Origin of the sequence: Ferrovibrio sp. (genome assembly GCF_964218355.1) — a bacterium.
Taxonomy (GTDB): domain Bacteria; phylum Pseudomonadota; class Alphaproteobacteria; order Ferrovibrionales; family Ferrovibrionaceae; genus Ferrovibrio.
Genome location: NZ_CAXPMC010000016.1, coordinates 475200 through 493911 on the forward strand (window position 1 = coordinate 475200; position 18712 = coordinate 493911).

Here is an 18712-nt window from a genome sequence, read left to right on the forward strand (position 1 = left end):
GTCAGCGCCGTACGTCCAGGATCATGTTGAACGGCGAGGTGAAGGCCCGGCGCACGCTGGCAAAGCCGCTGGCCCTGGCAACCTGAGCCAGCCGCTCCTCGCCGGCCTGCGCGCCCAGCACGTAATCACCCTGCTCCGAGATCGCATGGGCGCAGCACAGGGCCGTGGATGCCGAGTAGTAGAGCTGACCGACGGGCCCGACATTGTCCTCGACCCGGTCATTCGCGAAGGGTTCGATCAGCATGACATTGCCGTCCGGGGCCAGTGCCGTGCCGGCATGCCGCAACGCCTTGTCGGGATGCCCCATGTCATGCAGCGAATCGAAGAAGCAGATCAGATCATACCCACGCGCCGGATAATCGTTCGCCTTCGCCACCTCGAAGGTGATGCGGTCGGCCACACCCGCCTGTTCCGCATTGCGCCGCGCCGCCCGGATGGACTCCGCATGCACGTCGAAACCCCAGAAGTGCGACTGCGGATAGGCCTGCGCCATCAGGATGGTCGAATGACCGAAGCCGCAGCCGATATCGGCGACTTTCGCGCCCGCTTCCAGCTTCGGGACAACGCCGTCCAGCGCCGGCAGCCATTGCGGCACGAGACTGGCGACATAGCCGTTGCGGAAGAAGGCGGCGACCCCGCAATAGAGCCGGTGATCGTGCTCGCCCCAGCCGATTCCCCTGCCGGTCCTGATCGCATCGGCCGTCTTGTGCTCGTCCGCCCACAGCGAGGCAACGACATGCCAGGCATTGGGGAAGAAAACCGGACTGTCCTCGTCCGCCAGCACCATCGCCTGTTCCGGGGTCAGTTCATAGGTCTGGCTGGCCGGATGGTAGGTGACATAGCCGCCGGCCACCTGGGCATTCAGCCATTCGCGCACATAGCGTTCGGCACAGCCGGCCCGCCGGGCCAGTTCGGCCGCGCTGAGCGGCCCGGCCCCGGCCATCGCGCGATACAGCCCCAGCTTGTTGCCGATGCTGATCATCACGCCGCCATAGGCACCGGCAATATCGCCGAGCGCGGTGCCCACCAGGGCATCCAGTTTGGACTGATCGATGGTCATGGCTTTCTCCTGTACGCCTGAAACGGCCCCGGGCAGGCGGGGCATGGCGCGGACAATGGCGGTTGCCGGGGCGTGGCACGAGAGCGTAACCTGCCGGGACCGGTTCAATTCCGCCAAAGCCCGACAATGACGAAGAAGACCCGAATCAGTCTGGTCGCGATCCCGGATGCCTCGCTGTCGACACTGCACGGCCTCTACGACGTGCTGAACGGCATGGCATTCCTGAAGGGACTCGACCCGTCGATCCCGGAGAGCGCGCCATTCCGGGTCGAGATCGTCGGCACCGATCCGGGCCCCCTGAAACTGGCCAGCGGCCTGCCGACCGAGACCCATCGCAGCATCGCCGAGGCCGGCGATTCCGACATCGTGATCGTGCCCTCGGTGGTGCTGCCCCCGGCCGGATGGCGCATCGGCCGCTATCCGGCGCTGGTCGCCTGGCTGCGCCGCATGCATGACCGCGGCGCCATGATCTGCTCGGCCTGCTCGGGCGTGTTCCTGATCGCGGAAACCGGCCTGCTGGATCGCCGCGAAACCACCCTGCACTGGAGCTATGCGGAAAATTTCCGCCGCCTCTATCCGCAGGTGCCGCTGCGCCCCGAAAAGACGCTGCTGATTGCCGGCGAGCGCGGCCAGTTCGTCTCGTCCGGCGCCTCGATGTCCTGGCACGACCTCGCGCTGTACCTGATTGCCCGGCAGGCCGGGCCGACCGCCGCGCAGGCAATGGCGAAATTCTTTGCCCTGCAATGGCACCGCGACGGTCTTGGCGCCTACATGGTGTTCGAGGGCCGCCGCGACCACGGCGACGCGGCCATCCTCGAGGCGCAGGACTGGCTGGCCACACATTTCTCCGTGGCGGATCCGGTGGCGGAAATGATCCGGATGTCGGGCCTGACCGAGCGAACTTTCAGCCGCCGGTTTTCCGCCGCCACCGGCCATGCGCCGCTGGCCTATGTCCAGCAGCTGCGCATCGCCGATGCCAAGCGCCGGCTGGAACGCACGGCTGAGCCGGTCGAGGAAATCGGCTGGCGGGTCGGCTACGAGGACCCGGCTTTCTTCCGGCGCCTGTTCAAGCGGCTGACCGGCGTGACGCCCGGCCATTACCGACGCCAGTTCCAGATTCCCGCTTTCGCTTCCGGAACCGGCGCGCGGGGCGACTAGCGCACCATCCGTCCGCCCGGGTTCTGCCCGGCCGCCGCCTGTGGCAAACTGGGCCGAGTGATTCACCGCCAGGACCGAGCTGCCCCGTGCCGGACGCCGACATCAGAAACCGCATGAGCGCCGAAATCCGCGGCCTGCTCGATTACTGGGAGGAGCTGTGCCAGCGCCGCGGCGGCCTGCTGCCGCGCCGCAACGACATGGTGGCGCTGGATATCGCCACCCGCTGTCCCGTGGTGCTGCCGCATATCTGGATGCTGGATGTCGAGCGCGACCCCTGGCGATTCCGTTTCCGGATGATTTCACGCTCGATCCGCAATTCCGGCGCCGCCGCCAGCGTGGTGCAGGTCGGCCGCTATATCAGCGACATGGAGGGCCAGCGCGACTGGCACCCGCTCTATCTCGCCATGGTGCGGGTCTGCGAGACCGGCGCACCGGACTGGCGCGCCGGCACACCCTCGATCGCCACCCATCCCGGCATCACCCAGCTGGAACGGCTGAGCCTGCCGCTGGCCCATGACGGGCGGGCCGTCGACGTGATCCTGAGCGCGACGCTGTACCGCCACGAGGATGGCCGCGTCGTCAACTGATCCCCCCGGCAGTTCCTGCGGCCGGCCATGCCGCGTGCCCGGCTCCGGCATGCCCGGCTCTGGCATGGCTGGGCGGGCATGCTATCTTCGCCGCGGATCGATCCGGGAGGAAAACCATGCTGTTCCCCGCCGCCGTTGCCGGCAGCCTGCCGAAACCGTTCTGGCTGTCCGAGACCCACAAGCTGTGGCCCCTGTGGAAGGCCATGGGCAGGGAACTCGAAATCGCCAAGCGCGACGCGACCCTGCTGTGGATCAAGGCGCAGGAGGATGCCGGCCTCGACGTGATCGGCGATGGCGAGCAGAGCCGCCAGCATTTCGTGCATGGCTTCCTCGAATTCGTCGACGGCATCGATTTCGAGCACAAGGTCGAGATGGGCATCCGCGCCGACCGCTACAAGGCGATGGTGCCGAAGGTCGTCGGCGCGCTGAAAATGAAGGGCCGCGCCCATGAAACCGAGGCGCGGCTGCTGCGCGGCCACACCACGCGGCGCACCAAGTTCACCCTGCCCGGGCCGATGACCATCATCGACACCATCGCCGACGATTTCTACGGCGACCGCATCAAGATGGCGATGGCCTTCGCCGACCTGCTGAACCAGGAGGCGCTGGCCCTGCAGGCCGATGGCATCGACATCATCCAGTTCGACGAGCCGGCCTTCAACGCCTACACGAAGGAGGCCGCCGGCTGGGGCATCGAGGCCCTGCACCGCGCCATCGACGGCCTCAGCTGCAAGACCGCCGTGCATATCTGCTACGGCTACGGCATCAAAGCCAATATCGACTGGAAGGAAAGCCTCGGCGGCGAATGGCGCCAGTACGAGGATTTCTTCCCGGCGCTGGCGAAAAGCCGCATCGGGCAGGTCTCGTTGGAATGCCGCAATTCCCGAGTGCCGCCGCATCTGATGAGCCTGCTGGGCGACAAGCAGGTGATGGTCGGCGTGATCGACGTGGCCACCGACCGCGTCGAGACGGCGGAGGATGTCGCCGCGACGATCCGGCTGGCGATGGATTACCTGCCGAAGGACAACATCATCCCCTGCACCAATTGCGGCCTGGCCCCGCTCGACCGCGACCTGGCCAGCGCCAAGCTGCAGGCGCTGGGCGCCGGCGCGAAGCTGGCCCGCGAGCGCTGGGGCTGAGGGCCGGATTTCCGTCAGACGGCCGCGCCGGCGGTCTTCTTTGCCTTGCGCCCGGCGGCGGCGATGCGGTCCTGCTCTTCCCTGGCCAGCCGCAGCGCGCGCAGCTTCTCGATCTTGGCGGCAGTGGCCGCAGTGGCGGCCCGCTGCGCCTCGGCAGCATGCTTCATGTCGTTTTCGCGCTGGACGTTCTTCTGGAAACGCAATTCGGCGCGGCGCTTGGCTTCTTCGGCGGTGACACCATGGGCGGCCATCGGGTACCTCGTGATTTTGCGGCAAAAAATATGGAGCCGCAGGTCGCAGAAGGCGGAGCCACATGTGAGCCGCCTTTATAGGGCATCCGGGACCGGATGGATATGGCGGCCCCCCGGCGGCAGGCCGGACCCGTTGCGGCCATCCTGAGCCGGCCGAAGCCGACCGGGGCCGGTCTCCGCCGGCAAAATCCCGTGCGATCCAGTTCCGTCCGTAATTTATGCCGGAAAACAGAGAAAAAAGCCAATTCCGTCCAGGTCCGGCGGCGGCTGGCCGGGACGGCTTTTCCGATTCACGATGGGCAACAGCGGCAATCCGGGCAGGCCGGAAAGGAACATATAGTGTACATTCAGCCAGAAACAAGCGTGCGGGCAGCCGCCCGGGCGCTCAGGCCAGCGCGGCGGCCGGAATGTAGGTGATGGTGATATCGGCGGCCGCGCGGGTCGGCACTTCCGCCACCCAGTCGCAGGCCGTCGCCCCGACGAAGCCGGTGACCGGGCCGCCCGCCGCATCGGCCAGCGGCAGCAGCAGCCGGCCGCCGCGGGCATACCGGTCGATGGTCTTGTAGATCATGCCCTGCATATGGACGATCCGGCCGGATTCCGGCAGCGGCCGCCAGCGATCCATCACCACTTTCAGGGTATCCGGTGCCAGCATGTCGTCGAGCCAGGTGTTGCGCGCCGAGCTGCGGCCCATATGGCTGCGGAACACGGCCTCGACCTCGTCGCCCGCCACGCGATAGCGGTAGCGCCAGCGGCCGCCATCGGCACCGGGCCCGGCATCGCTGACGCAGTCGACCAGATACAGATGCGGCAGGGCCCAGGGGATGTCGAGCGGATCGATATCGGCGCGCGCCGGCATCACCCGGCCGGCGCGGCGCGACAGCCAGTAATCGGCCAGCCGGCGCAGCAGCGGTTCGGTCACGCAGGCAAGGGTGTCGGCGGCAACCCGATGCTCGGACATGACCGGGCGGGTATCCGTGCCGGCAGCGGGCCCGGAGCGGAAAAGGGGATCGTGCGACACGTCGGGCAACCTGGGTGACTGGGGCCGGATGCAGAGAAAGGTAACAGGGGGTGCGAGCTGCCGTCGTGTTAATATCCGGATATGCTGCGGATTGTCACCGCGCTGCCCCTGTGGCCAGAGGTCGCGGACCGGGTTAGTCTCTGGCAGCACCCTGCCGATCCGGCCCGCCAGTCAGACGGAAGCATCATGACCACCGCCCAGCCGGCGCCTGCCCAGCCGGCCCCTGCCGAAGCCACCCCGACACCAGCCGGGCTCGGCACCTTTGCCGGCGTCTTCACCCCCAGCATCCTCACCATCCTCGGCATCATCCTGTTCCTGCGGCTTGGCTTCGTCGTCGGCGCCGCCGGCCTTGCCGAGGCCCTGCTGGTGATCGCCGCCGCCAACCTCGTCTCGGTGCTGACCTCGCTGTCGCTTGCCGCCATTGCCACCAACCTGCGGGTCAAGGGCGGCGGCGACTATTACCTGATTTCGCGCACGCTGGGTCTCGGCTTCGGCGGCGCCATCGGCCTGGTGCTGTTCTTCGCCCAGGCCATCTCGGTCGGCTTCTACTGCATCGGCTTTGCCGAGGCCGTCGCCGCCATGCTGGGCAGCGACAGCGGCCTGACGGTGCGCCTGCTGGCCGGCGGCGCGGTGGCCGCGCTGTTCGTGCTGGCCTGGCTGGGCGCCGACTGGGCCACCAAGTTCCAGTATGTCGTGATGGCCGCCATCATCCTGGCGATCGCCGCCTTCGCCATCGGCGCCTTCGGCAGCTGGGACCGCAGCCTGCTGGTCGACAACTGGGCACGGCCGGAAGGCGGCCTGCCCTTCTGGGCGGCCTTTGCCATCTTCTTCCCGGCGGTGACCGGCTTCACCCAGGGCGTCAGCATGTCGGGCGACCTGAAAAGCCCGGGCCGCAGCATTCCCGCCGGCGTGCTGTCGGCGGTGGCGCTGTCGATCGTGGTCTATTTCGGCTGCGCGCTGCTGTTTGCCGGCGCCCTGCCCAATGCCGTGCTGGCCGGCGATTACGGCGCCATGCGCCAGCTCGCTGCCTTCGGCCCGCTGATCGATGCCGGGGTGATCGCCGCCACGCTGTCGTCGGCGCTGGCCTCCTTCCTCGGCGCGCCGCGCATCCTGCAGTCGCTGGCCGCCGACCAGATCTTTCCGCTGCTGCGGCCCTTCGCCGCCGGCCATGGCAGCGGCAACAACCCGCGCCGCGGCGTGCTGCTGACCCTGGCGGTGGCGGCGCTGGTGGTGGTGCTGGGCGACCTGAACCTGATCGCCGGCCTGGTGTCGATGTTCTTCCTGCTGTCCTACGGCCTGCTGAACTACGCCACCTATTACGAGGCGCGCGCGCAGAGCCCCAGCTTCCGGCCCGGCTTCCGCTTCTTCCACAAGCATGCCAGCCTGGCCGGCGCGCTGTTCTGCCTGGGCGCCATGCTGGCCATCGACATCACCGCCGGCCTGGTCGCCGGCGCCATCGTGTTCGGCATCTACCAGTATCTGCGCCTGCAGGAGGTGGAAGCCGGCTGGGCCGACAGCCGGCGCTCGCATCACCTGCGCGCCGCCCGCGACCACCTGCTGGCCGCGGCCCGCATGGCCGAGCATGCCCGCGACTGGCGGCCGCAGCTGCTGGTCTTTTCCAACACGGCGCGGCGGCGCGCGCGGGTGCTGCGCTTTGCCAGCTGGGTCGAGGGCGGCAGCGGCCTGACCACGGTGGTGCGCGTGCTGCAGGGATACGGCCGCGACATGCTGGACCGCCGCGCCGAGGCGCTGGAGGAACTGACCGCCGAACTGAAGGACAGCAAGGCCACCGCCTTTCCGCTGGTGGTCTCGGCCGCCGATCTCGACCAGGCCATCGCCACCGTGATCCAGGCCAGCGGCACCGGACCCCTGCGGGTGAACACGGTGATCGCCAACTGGCTCGATCCGGAATCCGGCATGCGGCTGACGCCGTTGGGGCTGCAGCGGTTCAGCCAGAACCTGCGCACCGCCTTCCGGCTCGGCTGCAACCTGCTGCTGCTGGATGCCGATGCCCGGGAATGGGAAGGCCTGTCGGACCTGCCGGCAGAGCAGCGGGTGATCGATGTCTGGTGGCGGCCGAACCAGACCGGCGAGCTGATGCTGCTGCTGGCCTACCTGATCACCCGCAGCGACGACTGGGCCGGCAGTGCCGTCCGCCTGCTGGCGGTGCCGCGCCAGGACGACACGGCGGAGGAAACCGCCGCGACCCTGCAGGAGATGCTGGCCGAGATCCGCATCGATGCCGAGATCGTGGTGGTGCCGGAAGCCGATGCCGCCACCCTGACCGCCACCTCGGGCGGCAGCAGCCTGGTGTTCCTGCCCTTCAGTTTCCGGAAGGGACGCTTCTACAGCATCGGCGGCGAGGTGGACGGGATTCTCGATGCCCTGCCGATCGTGGTGATGGCCCTGGCCGGCCAGGATGTCGATCTCGACGCCGATCCCGACGAGGTCGAGGAAGCCGGGGAAGAAGAGGCAGAAGAGGAAGCGGAGGCGGCGGAGACGCCCGGGAATGCGGACGGCGCCGCTGCGCCGGATAAACACGGCGACTGACGCCGGCAAGACAATAAGGCAACAACGAAAAAGGCCCGGTCTTGCGACCGGACCTTTTCATGTCAGGTCTACGCTAATCCGAACTGCCTCTATAGGCACACCGGCAACTGCCGCAATACGTTGCCTAGCAGAAGCAATCACATCGCCAAGCTTCTCTCCACTAGGCTTATTGACTATGGGAGATGGGGACAGTTCCGTATGGCTAGAACCGCCAAGACGGTACTTACTCCATCTGCGTGCGAAGCCATTAGCTTTCTCGGGCCCATTCTCATCAAACCAGAGATTCCACGTTCTGTTATTTCCCTTTGTGTTGGCACCTGCAGCAAGCCAGTTTTTGTGTGTCTCCCTTGCTGCCTCGGCTACCACTTTCGCCGGTACCAAGTAAGCAACAACGGCCCCTGGCGTACGTGGCGTCTCCGGCATCACGATCAAGACAAGGTCTGTGCCCTCGACATTCAACTTCGCCCCTGCTTCATCTTTGTCAGCCAAGACAACAAGCAAGTGATCGTTGCAAGTGCGAACGCGCACGGTTCTCTTGTCAGGCAAATGATAGATCATCGCCCGGCCTTTTGTGGGGGCTCTTGTCAGCGGCTGACCGGCCTGCTGCATCAAATCCAACCCAGCGGCAACCAGAGCTTCATTGGGAACTCGATTTAGCATCGGCCGGCTCCATCATTAAATCGACCTAGTCCAGTATATATAATTATGTTAAGCATTATTCAACTGTATATATGCAAAGTACCACCCCTATATAAGTATATATCCCCACAACAAAAAAAGGCCCGGCGTTTCCGCCGGGCCTTCTCGTTCAGTGCGGGACTGACGGGCGTCGGACTTAGAAGTCCATGCCGCCCATGCCGCCCATGCCGCCCATGCCGCCCGGGGCGCCGGCCGGGGCCTTCGGCTCCGGCTTGTCGGCAACCATGGCCTCGGTGGTGATCAGCAGGCCGGCCACCGAAGCGGCGCCCTGCAGGGCAACGCGGACAACCTTGGCCGGATCGATGACGCCGGCCTTCACCAGGTCGGTGTATTCTTCGGTCTGGGCGTTGAAGCCCCAGCTGGTGTCCTTCGACTCGAGCAGCTTGCCGGCAACCACGGCGCCGTCGACGCCGGCGTTTTCGGCGATCTGACGGACCGGAGCCTGCAGGGCGCGGCGGATGATCTCCACGCCATGCTTCTGGTCGCTGTTCTCGACCTTGACCTTGTCGATCGAACGCACGGCATAGAGCAGGGCGGTACCGCCGCCCGGCACGATGCCTTCCTCGACTGCGGCGCGGGTGGCGTGCAGGGCATCGTCAACGCGATCCTTGCGCTCCTTCACCTCGATCTCGGTGGCGCCGCCGACCTTGATGACGGCCACGCCGCCGGCCAGCTTGGCCAGGCGCTCCTGCAGCTTCTCGCGGTCGTAGTCCGAGGAGGTCTCCTCGATCTGCGCCTTGATCTGGCCGCAACGCGCCTCGATGTCCTTCTTCTTGCCGGCGCCGCCGACGATCGTGGAATTCTCCTTGTCGATCGTCACCTTCTTGGCGGTGCCCAGCATCTGCAGGGTGACCGACTCGAGCTTGATGCCGAGGTCTTCCGAGATCAGCTGACCGCCGGTCAGGATCGCGATGTCTTCCAGCATGGCCTTGCGGCGGTCGCCGAAGCCCGGCGCCTTGACGGCGGCAACCTTCAGGCCGCCGCGCAGCTTGTTGACCACCAGGGTGGCCAGCGCCTCGCCTTCCACGTCTTCCGCGATGATCAGCAGCGGACGGCCGGTCTGCACGACGGCTTCCAGCACCGGCAGCATGGCCTGCAGGCCCGACAGCTTCTTCTCATGCAGCAGGATGTAGGGGTTCTCCATCTCGCAGAGCATCTTCTCCGCGTTGGTGATGAAGTACGGCGACAGGTAGCCGCGGTCGAACTGCATGCCTTCGACGACATCCAGCTCGGTCTCGAGGCTCTTGGCTTCCTCGACGGTGATCACACCCTCGTTGCCGACCTTTTCCATCGCCTTGGCGATCATGGCGCCGATTTCGCTGTCGCCATTGGCCGAGATGGTGCCGACCTGGGCGATTTCCTTGGCACCGGCGATCTTCTTGGCGCGGGCCCTGACGTCCTCGACCACCTTCTCGACGGCGAGGTCGATGCCGCGCTTCAGGTCCATCGGGTTCATGCCGGCGGCAACCGCCTTGGCGCCCTCGCGCACGATGGCCTGGGCCAGCACGGTGGCGGTGGTGGTGCCGTCGCCGGCCTGGTCGTTCGCCTTGGACGCGACCTCACGCACCATCTGGGCGCCCATGTTCTCGAACTTGTCGGAAAGCTCGATCTCCTTGGCGACGGTCACGCCGTCCTTGGTGATCCGCGGCGCGCCGAACGACTTGTCGAGCACGACGTTGCGGCCCTTCGGGCCGAGGGTGACCTTGACGGCATCGGCGAGGATGTCGACGCCACGCAGCATCTTGCCGCGCGCATCGGCGCCGAACTTGACGTCTTTAGCAGCCATTGCTGTTTCTCCTTGGAATTTTCAGACGGATATCAGGCGGCGGCCGATCAGGCAGCCTTGGCCTTCTTGGCCGGGGTGCCTTCGATGATGCCCATGATGTCGGACTCCTTCATGATCAGGAGCTCCTGGCCATCGAGCTTCACCTCGGTGCCCGACCACTTGCCGAACAGGACGCGGTCGCCGACCTTGACGTCGAGCGGCTGCACCTTGCCGTTTTCATCGCGGGCGCCGGCGCCGACGGCGACGATCTCGCCCTGCATCGGCTTTTCCTTGGCGCTGTCCGGGATGATGATGCCGCCGGCCGTACGCTCTTCCTCGGCCAGGCGCTTCACCACCACGCGGTCATGCAGCGGACGAAACTTCATGCGATCCTCCATTATATCTGTCGCATAGAGTGAACAGGAAATTCTGGCAATCCAACGAAATCAACAACTTGCGCCGGAAATCGCCGGATTGTTAGCACTCCACAGAGGAGAGCGCCAGACACTTAAGCAGCCCCGCCGGCCCCGTCAAGGAGGCCTTGCCCGATTTTCGCCAGAATTTTTCATGACAGGCAGGGAACCAGCCGGGCAGCTCTCCCGTCCGGGGACAACTGTCGAGGGGGCCGCTCAGCAGGTCGCGCGCACCGCCGTCTTCTGCCTCGACCGTCCCGGGCCGCTGATCGCCAGAAGGACGATGCCGGTGTCAAGGACCGCCGCAGGATCGCCCCACGATTGGATTTTGATCTTTTATTGACCCGACCCTGCATGCGGCAAGGGGCGGCCACCGCTATACGCAAATGCAGATATGGCGAGACCGTGACGAGACGGGAACTGCAGCGAGACGGGGAGAGACAGGGATGCCGAGATTGGAGCAAGCGTCAAGAAGTGAGATGTACAAGTCGATCGCGCGCATGGAGGTCACGTATGTCGGCCCTCATGAACAGCCCAAGGGATCGGCGGTCCTTATCAAGAGTCCTGGCGGGGCACGCTTCGTCCTGACCGCCGGGCATATGCTTCTGGAAAACGACAGAAGGAGAATCCATCAAATCGCCTTCAGGTTCCGCGGGAAGACTTCGCACCTTGTGATTGACGATTTTATCCAGGAGAACAAACCCTGGGCCGTTCACCCCAAACTCAATTCCCAATCCATCACCGCGATCTACGATATCGGCATCGTCAAGCTTCCGAAGAAATATCCGACTGCGCATCCGGCGGGACTGAAGCTCAAATTCAACTGGCCGGTTACCAATCGCGGAATAGTTGATGGACTTAATGGCCCCGATTGCACGGTTGCGGGATACCCGGTGACGATCAACAATCGCGATGTGGACGACGTATATCGCTCCCACGATCAGTTACATGCCCAGTCAGCCAAGAGAACCAGAACTGGTTCCCCGGATCCCTATTACGGGCTGTTTTATGCATCGGCATCCACCGTCAACGGCATGAGCGGCGGCGCCATATTTTCCGACGACGGCAGCGATCCTCTAGACGTCATCGGGATCGTGGGTGGGCTGACAAAGGACAAGCTCGACGGCGACGGCAGAAGAACGTTAACTCGTGGCGTCGGGGCGCCGATTTCGGCAGAGCTCTACAATGGCTTCATCAAGCCGTTTATTGATCGCCACAGCTGATCCCGTGCGGCCGGGCCGTCCCTGAAATATCCGCGGCGGTCTTGCTGCCCGCACGCGGCCCGGGCATCCCATCGGGCCTCACATCGGTCCCTCACATCGGGGCGTCACATCGGGGCGTCACATCGGGGTTCCATGTTGAGGCGCCCCAGCAGGGTCCGGAAGCGTGGATCGCCGTGCAATGGCCGGAATGATGGCAGTACGGCCAGGAACGGGGCCGGCGTGCATTTCAGCATCACGCAGCGTTCCAGCGCGGCCAGGGCCTGCCCGTGTTCGTCCAGCGCCATCCATTGGAGGGCGGTTTCGAAGGGCTGGTCGAAGCGGTCGAGAAACCGGATCCATTCCACCATGGCGGCGCGATACCCCTGGTCGTGCTGCACCGCCAGCAGGCGGTCGGCCAGCGACTGGCCGTCAAACAGGGTCAGCCATTTCACCCGCGCCGCCATTGCGGCGTCGTGCTGCTGCAGGTCATCAAGGATGAACATGCGGCGAAGATGGGGGCGGTGGGCCCTGGGATCGATCTCGCTGGCCTGGCGCAGCGCTTCGAGACCGGCTTGCGGATCGCCAGCCATCCACTGCGTGAAGCCGATATATTCCTGGGTCTGGCGCCGCACCGGATCAAGGTCATGGGCATGGCGAAGCCAGGCCAGGGCCTCGTCAAACCGGCCGCAGGCGGCGAGATACCAGCCGTAAGATTCTGCAACTTCGGGAGAATTCGGACTGACAGCCAGCGCCAGGCGATATTCTTCGCCGGCGGCATTCCAGTCCCAGTCGTAGGTGAATTTCAGCGTTGCCAGAATGGCACGGGCCTCGCCGAGACCGGGTTCCAGTTTCAGGGCCTGCTCGGCGGCGGCCTGCGCCCGGACCACGCCATCCTCGGCCGAAAGCACACGGGTCATTTCGGTGGCGGTCAGCTGCATATAGGCGGCGGCCAGGCCGGAATAGGCGCGTCCGTAACCGGGATCGAGGGCGATCGCCTGCCGGAACAGTTCCACCGCACGCAGGGCCGGGTCGCGCTCGACATGGCCCAGCTGCACGCGCGCCTGCATCTGCAGCAGATAGGCCTCGCTGGCGGGCGGGCGGTCGCTCCGGACCACCGCCGGCGTCGCCAGGCGCGGCAGCAGGGCAACGGCCACCCGTTCCGCAACCAGCCCCTGCAGGACGAAGGCATCCGACAAGGGCTGTTCGAAGCGCGCACCCCATCGGATAGCGCCGTTTTCCACGTCCACCAGCTGTACCGAGACCAGCAGCCTGTCATTCTGTCGCCAGATCATGCCATCCAGGACCGTGCCCACCTGCAGGCGGCGACCGACCTCGACCGGATCGGCACCGGCGAGATCGCGCACGGCGCTGGTGGGCCGCACGTTGAGTTGCGGCAAGCCGCCCAGCTGGGTGATGACCGCATCGGCAATACCGAGACCGAGATAGCGATCGCCTTCGTCCAGATCCGGGGTCACCAGCGGCAGCACCGCCAGCGAGAGGGGCGCCGTACCCGCCCCGGACCGCGATGCGTAGCCGTACCAGGCAAGGCCGGCAAAGTTGCAGAGCAGCAGGGCGGCCAGAGCAAGTCTGCCGCGAAGGCGAGGCCATCTGCGCCGCGGTTCCGGCGCGGCGGCAGTCTCGGTCGTCCCGGCCGCTGCCGCCGTTTCCATCATCTCCGCCGCTTCCACCGGTTCCACCGGCACAGTCAGACGGTAGCCTGCCCTAGGCACGGTCTCGATGTAATCCGCATCGTCCCCGTCATTCAGGATTCGGCGCAATGTCGAGATATGAACGGTCAGGTTGCGCTCCTCGACCACGGTATCGGGCCAGAGCCGATCCTGGAAGGTCGCACGGTCGACTAGGCGGCCACCGGCTTCGACCAGCAGCAGCAGGACATCGATCGTCTTGCCGGTCAGCGCGATCACTGTGCCTGACCGGGACAGACGCCGCTCTGACGGTTCGAGCAGGAAAGGCCCGAAGCGATACACCGGCATCGCTCTTGCTCCCCGAATTCAGAATCCGACCAGGTTTGATTTTTTTTTGATATCCGGCTGCACGCGCCGGGCAGCGGATATTTGTTACGCAGAGCTCAGTCATGTTGGGAGGTTTGGATCGCCGGCACAAGGAGTTATGCGCTATGCGCGGAGGCTTGCTGGCATTCTCGGGGAAACGGGGTGGCAGCAGAGAAGCCGGCCGGCCGCTCAACATACGTTGCTATGCCAATGGCCTGGATCGCGGGGATGGCCTGCAAGAAAGGGGAGAAGCCTGTGACAATTTCACTGCGGATCAACAATCAACTCCCTCTATCACTGATTGTGTGGCGGAACGGCCAGCGAGTGGCCATCCTGAAACCCCACGAGCAGCAGCAGCTGACGCCGGCGGCCGGCGAGACCTGGACCGTGCTCGATCCCGAATCCGCAATCCGGTTCAGATCGCAGCAATTCGCGGCCGCCGCCGAAGTCTCCTGGACATTCGGCATGAACGACCTAGCGCTCGACCGGTTCTATCCGGTATCGCCGGCACGGTTCATCAACCGCACCGATTACACAGTCGATCTCTACTGCGTGGAGACAAAGGGCCGCGAGGCCCGCTTTTCCACCCTTGAGCCGGGAGAGCAGACAGAACATCCTCTGCCTGACCGGCAGACGGTGGTTGCCCGGGCACTGGTTTCGGGAGAACTGGTCGCCGCCCATATTCATCGCGGACCGACCACGCCGGACGATTACATCCGCGAGGCTAAGGAATTTGACGCCCTGGTGCCCACCACCATTCCGATGGTCGAACGTGCAAAGATTCTTGCGCCGCTTGGCAACGTCCGCACGCTCAGACTGGTCGAGATCACCGACGACTATCGCGAGGCAAGACACAGGCAGCAGCAGCAGTCCTTCGGCAGCAGGCCTGAATTCGGCGCGCTCAGACTGGTGGACGGGCCGAAGGAAGCCGAGCCGCCGGAATCGATCCAGTATATCAAGAAATCAACGCATAAATGCGGGCTTGAAAAGCAGTTCAACACACGGAAAGACGTCACCCCCGAGCGGATTCGCATCTCTGGCGCCGACCTGATCTGGGATCGCGGTGAAGACAAATATGGCCTGATGAGCCTGCAGGGCCCGGGCCGGCTTGCCACCAGGGCGGTCGAAATCTTCGCGGACCGGGTTGTCATCCGTTCGCCGCTGCGGTTTCCGCGCAGCGATGTGACGATCTACGCGCGCGAACTGGTCTTCGAGCGGAGTGGCAGCATCGATACCAGCCCCCAGCCACATCTGGCGCCGGCCAGAGCGAAACAGCGGGAGGTGATCGGCGGATACGACTATCCCGCCCTCAGAAAGGGCGAGAAGGCCCGCAAGGCCGCCGATGGCCTGCATGGTGAAAAAGCCGGCGATATTCATCTGTATGTCAGGACAATCATCGAGGACCGGCCGGCGGTTCGCTTCATCTGCAACGGCACCGACGGGCAGCAGGCCGAGGAAGGACATGCCGAAGCCTATCGGCCGCCGGCCTCAGGCGAATTTGCCAAGGACTACCCCCAGAAGGTCGGCCAGCCTGACTGCCTGCCGATAACGGCCGACAACATCAAGAAGTTCATGACCGACCATTTCACGGACAGCAATCCCGCCAACTGGCGCTGGCCCGGAGAGGCGGATGCGCCCGAAAGGGCGAAGCTGAGCGACGACCCGCAGACAAGCGATGCGCTCCGCAAGGGACAGGTGGTCTTTGTCAAGCTGATCGCGCAGGACGACCGGATCGCGGTCGCCAATTGCAGCCGCGGCTTCCTGCCGAACGGCACATTCTCGAGCTACGTCGGAACCGATTTCGTGAGCACGCTGGAAAACGATGCACGGCTTCGCGATCTTGGTGACGATGTGGTCCCGACCAAGCCGGTCGAAGCCTATCCGTATATGGTGCAGGACCGGCCGGGGAATGGTGCCGACGCCTACCGGCCGGGCCGGCCCGGCCGCGGCGGCAACGGTGGCGTCGTGACGTCGCATACTGGACGCGTCTCGCTGGCCGGAAAATGCGACGTCAGGCCGGGCAAGGGGAAAACCATAGGGAAAGCCATCGGCGGCAAGGCGGGCCAGCCGCTGCCGGCTTACTGGCTGACCATGAAAATCGTGTACCGGAGCGCGATTCCGTCCACTACCGCGCCCCTCGCCAGGCTGATCCCAGTCAGCGCCCGCGCCGGCGCGGATGCCGAAGGCTGGACATCCGAAGACGGGCTGCCGGGAGAGGTGAAGGAACGGGATGACGGCCCGCTGGCCTGGATGCATCCGGACCAGCCGCTCGCCCTGGCGGCAGTGGTGGCCTGCGCACGCGCCACTTTCCGCAATGAACAACGGGAGCAGGCGCGCCGCCTGCTGGAGCCCTATCAGGCAATCTTCATCCGCGAGCAACGGGCGGGGCGCGCGCTGCCGGCCACGGTGGCCGCATTTGCTGCCGAGATCAGCACCATGCTGTCGAACATGGCCTCCAACCTGGATTACTACGGGCATCCGGCCGGCTGGCTGCCGCGGCTGAACCTCAACACCTGCTACCAGCTGTGGCGGGGCGAACGCGAATATGCTTCATCCCTGCTCTATTTCACATCCACAATCGAGAGCCAGTGGAGCAAGCAGGCAGAACGACGGGACGCCCTGATGCAGATAAGTACTGCGGTGCGGAAGGAGATAAAGCTTACTTCCGGTGGTCTGCCGGCAGCCTACGAACGGCTCGGAAAAGCCCGCACCGAGCTTGCCGCCGTCTCGAAAGAGGTTGATACGATCGCCGAAAAGATCCGCTACCTGCAAAGAAGCGTCGAGCAGTCGGCGGGGCAGAAAATCATGGAGCAGCGGATATACAGCGCATTCTGCAAGATCAGCGGCAACCTGCTGGAGGCAATCCCTGTCGGTCAGCCCTATCTGGGTCTTGCGGGCAAAACCCTCGACGTCGCCGGCGATTTCGACTGGACCGAAGAAGATCCCCTGCAGCAGGTCAGCAAGGGACTCGACGCCCTTGGCAAGACGGTGGAGAACTTCGCCATCGACAGCCAGGATGAGATTATCGACAGATCCGGACAGAAGATCAGGAAGAAAATTGCCGAAGCCGAAAATTCCATCGATACCCTTGAATCCAGCATTTCCGGTTATCAGGACCAGGTCGACCAGGAATGGGTCGCGAGTCCGGAGCGGGCGGCAGAGCAACAGCGCCTCAGCAGCCAGCTGAAGCAGATCGAGGCAAAGATTGCTGCCGCAAGGAAGAAAGAAGAGCAGGAAGCACTCCTGCGGATGCAGGAGACGGTTATAGAGCGGCTGCGGGCGGTCGAGAGCATCCGGCTTGACGAGGCGCGGGACAAACTGCTGGCGACCATTGAAGAGCAGGAAGAAGACGACAAGGACGAAGAGGCGCGCCGTCGACGCGAGCTTCTCGAACGGGTCGAGGCGCTGCAAACGCGCAAGGGGCAGTTTTCGAAGAACCTGAAAACATACGAAGCAGATCTCGAACGCCGGGAAAAGGCCGGCCGCCAGCTGGTCAATTCCCTGCAAAAGGTTGGCGCCGGAATTTCAGGCATCGGCGAGGTCATCACCAAGCTGAGCGCTCCCTACGATGAAGCCAAAGTCGACCGCATCATCAACGAACTGATCATGGGCAGCGCACTGCGCAGCGAGTATCTCGGCCTGACGGCCGAGCTGAAGAAAGCCAACCAGCGCAAGGCCGTCGCAATACAGACCCTGAATGCATGCAGCAAGGCGATTGCCGATGCATCGGCGCAGATCTCCAAGAACTTCTCCGAACTGATCGGACTGAGTGACCAGACCCAGATGCTGGACGACGCCCTTGATGCCGGAGCGCTGCAGTATATTCAGGGCATGAGGCAGCGCGCCGAAGACCGTCTTCGCTGGTATCAGTATAATTTCGCCAAGGCTTACGAATACGAATACCTCACACCTGTTCCGCCGAAATTCCTCAGCCTGGACGACTGGATCGGGCGCCTGGTGGATTGCAAGCGAAAGCTCGACAACCTCAAGACCGACGAACCGGTGGAGCTGGAGCCGGAAGATATCGAGCGGGTGGAGGATCTGGTTGTCAAAGATCATCTGAAGAAGATGGCGGAAGTTCTGGTGAAGGAACGGGGCAAGACTGTGCGGGTGCCCCGGGGCGTCACACTGACGCCCAAAGATCATCCCGCCTTTTTCAGTACGCTGCTCAGGGACGGCAAGGTGACCTTTACTCTGCCTGAACTGGGGGCCGTGATGTTCACTGAGGCGCATGCCAGAATCGTCGGCTTTGATATCACGGAATTCAGGATTGAACCGGCCGACAACAATCTGTCCTTCGAGATCGAGGTCTGGCATTCTGGAATATCTGTGATCCGGGGTGTCGACCATGATACCGACTGCTACTATTTCCAGGCCGGGAAAGGAGAAGCGATCTCCTGGGGGTTCTCCTATGACGGAACGAACGAGAAATCGCTGATCATGCCGGATGAGGAATTCGGTCAGGCGCATACGCAGTTATTCGATGGCGAGGCCATCGACTACGAGGAATACTATCCGTCGGCTTTCGGCGACCTGACGATGGTGATCGTGGGCAAGGACCTGCGATCGCAGGAGAGCATTCTGAAGGATATTGAGGCGATCAAGCTGATCAAGCTCGAGCTTGGGATCGCGAAAGTGCGGACTCGGGTATAACAATAGGCGGGGGTTGTGCGTGAGAATCACTGCGCTGGCATTGCTGGCACTGCTGCTGCCCGGCGCGGCATCGGCGCAGCCCCCAAATGGGCGCCGCATATCGATGTCGAGGGCAAGGCGGGGACGAAGCGCAATCTCGGCGAGGCCGACCTGTTCATCCCGCTGGCCCAGGACGATTCCACCCTGCTGTTTTCCAGCATCC

Annotated in this window: 13 protein-coding genes and 1 pseudogene; 7 read left to right on the forward strand and 7 right to left on the reverse strand. The window is 64.4% G+C overall.

Annotated features, from left to right (window positions below; genetic code table 11):
- Nucleotide 1: 1 nt before the first annotated feature.
- Nucleotides 2-1060, reverse strand: coding sequence for a class I SAM-dependent methyltransferase (locus ACEQZY_RS11510; protein ID WP_341704063.1), 1059 nt, complete (start codon nt 1058-1060; stop codon nt 2-4).
- 126 nt (nt 1061-1186) lie between these two features.
- Here ACEQZY_RS11510 and ACEQZY_RS11515 point away from each other — a divergent pair, with 126 nt between their 5' ends.
- The 3 genes from ACEQZY_RS11515 to ACEQZY_RS11525 all read left to right on the forward strand — a co-directional run bounded on the left by ACEQZY_RS11515 (nt 1187) and on the right by ACEQZY_RS11525 (nt 3944).
- Nucleotides 1187-2218 (forward strand): helix-turn-helix domain-containing protein, encoded by a 1032-nt coding sequence (locus ACEQZY_RS11515; protein ID WP_341704062.1) that lies wholly within the window; start codon nt 1187-1189, stop codon nt 2216-2218.
- Between the two features lie 113 nt (nt 2219-2331).
- Nucleotides 2332-2805 carry a hypothetical protein gene (locus tag ACEQZY_RS11520; protein ID WP_341704061.1) on the forward strand — a complete coding sequence of 158 codons (474 nt, stop codon included), beginning with the start codon at nt 2332-2334 and terminating at the stop codon, nt 2803-2805.
- A gap of 116 nt (nt 2806-2921) precedes the next feature.
- On the forward strand, nt 2922-3944 hold the full coding sequence (locus ACEQZY_RS11525) for a methionine synthase (RefSeq protein ID WP_341704060.1): 1023 nt from the start codon (nt 2922-2924) through the stop codon (nt 3942-3944).
- A 14-nt stretch (nt 3945-3958) separates the two neighbouring features.
- On the opposite strand, the gene ACEQZY_RS11530 is transcribed toward ACEQZY_RS11525, so the two are convergent.
- Nucleotides 3959-4195 carry a hypothetical protein gene (locus ACEQZY_RS11530; protein WP_370154422.1) on the reverse strand — a complete coding sequence of 79 codons (237 nt, stop codon included), beginning with the start codon at nt 4193-4195 and terminating at the stop codon, nt 3959-3961.
- A 385-nt stretch (nt 4196-4580) separates the two neighbouring features.
- A complete protein-coding gene (locus ACEQZY_RS11535; RefSeq protein WP_341704058.1) occupies nt 4581-5156 on the reverse strand; it encodes a PAS domain-containing protein in 576 nt (191 codons plus the stop codon).
- Nucleotides 5157-5402: 246 nt separating this feature from the next.
- On the opposite strand from ACEQZY_RS11535, the gene ACEQZY_RS11540 reads away from it, so the two are divergent.
- Nucleotides 5403-7766 (forward strand): amino acid permease, encoded by a 2364-nt coding sequence (locus ACEQZY_RS11540; protein ID WP_370154424.1) that lies wholly within the window; start codon nt 5403-5405, stop codon nt 7764-7766.
- Nucleotides 7767-7823: 57 nt separating this feature from the next.
- Here the strand turns inward: ACEQZY_RS11540 and ACEQZY_RS11545 are convergent, their stop codons facing one another.
- From ACEQZY_RS11545 to groES, 3 genes are all read right to left on the reverse strand, one after another.
- On the reverse strand, nt 7824-8426 hold the full coding sequence (locus ACEQZY_RS11545) for a hypothetical protein (protein WP_370154425.1): 603 nt from the start codon (nt 8424-8426) through the stop codon (nt 7824-7826).
- 175 nt (nt 8427-8601) lie between these two features.
- Nucleotides 8602-10251: a chaperonin GroEL gene (gene groL / locus ACEQZY_RS11550; protein WP_341704055.1), complete on the reverse strand. Its 1650-nt coding sequence runs from the start codon at nt 10249-10251 to the stop codon at nt 8602-8604.
- Between the two features lie 47 nt (nt 10252-10298).
- Nucleotides 10299-10616 (reverse strand): co-chaperone GroES, encoded by a 318-nt coding sequence (gene groES / locus ACEQZY_RS11555; protein WP_341704054.1) that lies wholly within the window; start codon nt 10614-10616, stop codon nt 10299-10301.
- A gap of 506 nt (nt 10617-11122) precedes the next feature.
- Here groES and ACEQZY_RS11560 point away from each other — a divergent pair.
- Nucleotides 11123-11866, forward strand: coding sequence for a trypsin-like serine protease (locus tag ACEQZY_RS11560; RefSeq protein ID WP_341703637.1), 744 nt, complete (start codon nt 11123-11125; stop codon nt 11864-11866).
- 104 nt (nt 11867-11970) lie between these two features.
- Here ACEQZY_RS11560 and ACEQZY_RS11565 read toward each other — a convergent pair whose 3' ends face one another.
- The gene (locus ACEQZY_RS11565) at nt 11971-13839 is read right to left on the reverse strand and encodes a winged helix-turn-helix domain-containing protein (RefSeq protein ID WP_341703636.1); all 1869 of its coding nucleotides are present in this window, start codon (nt 13837-13839) and stop codon (nt 11971-11973) included.
- Between the two features lie 228 nt (nt 13840-14067).
- On the opposite strand from ACEQZY_RS11565, the gene ACEQZY_RS11570 reads away from it, so the two are divergent.
- Both ACEQZY_RS11570 and ACEQZY_RS11575 read left to right on the forward strand, forming a co-directional pair.
- A complete protein-coding gene (locus tag ACEQZY_RS11570) occupies nt 14068-18510 on the forward strand; it encodes a hypothetical protein (protein WP_370154428.1) in 4443 nt (1480 codons plus the stop codon).
- 15 nt (nt 18511-18525) lie between these two features.
- A pseudogene (locus ACEQZY_RS11575) lies at nt 18526-18712 on the forward strand (hypothetical protein); the annotation flags it as partial.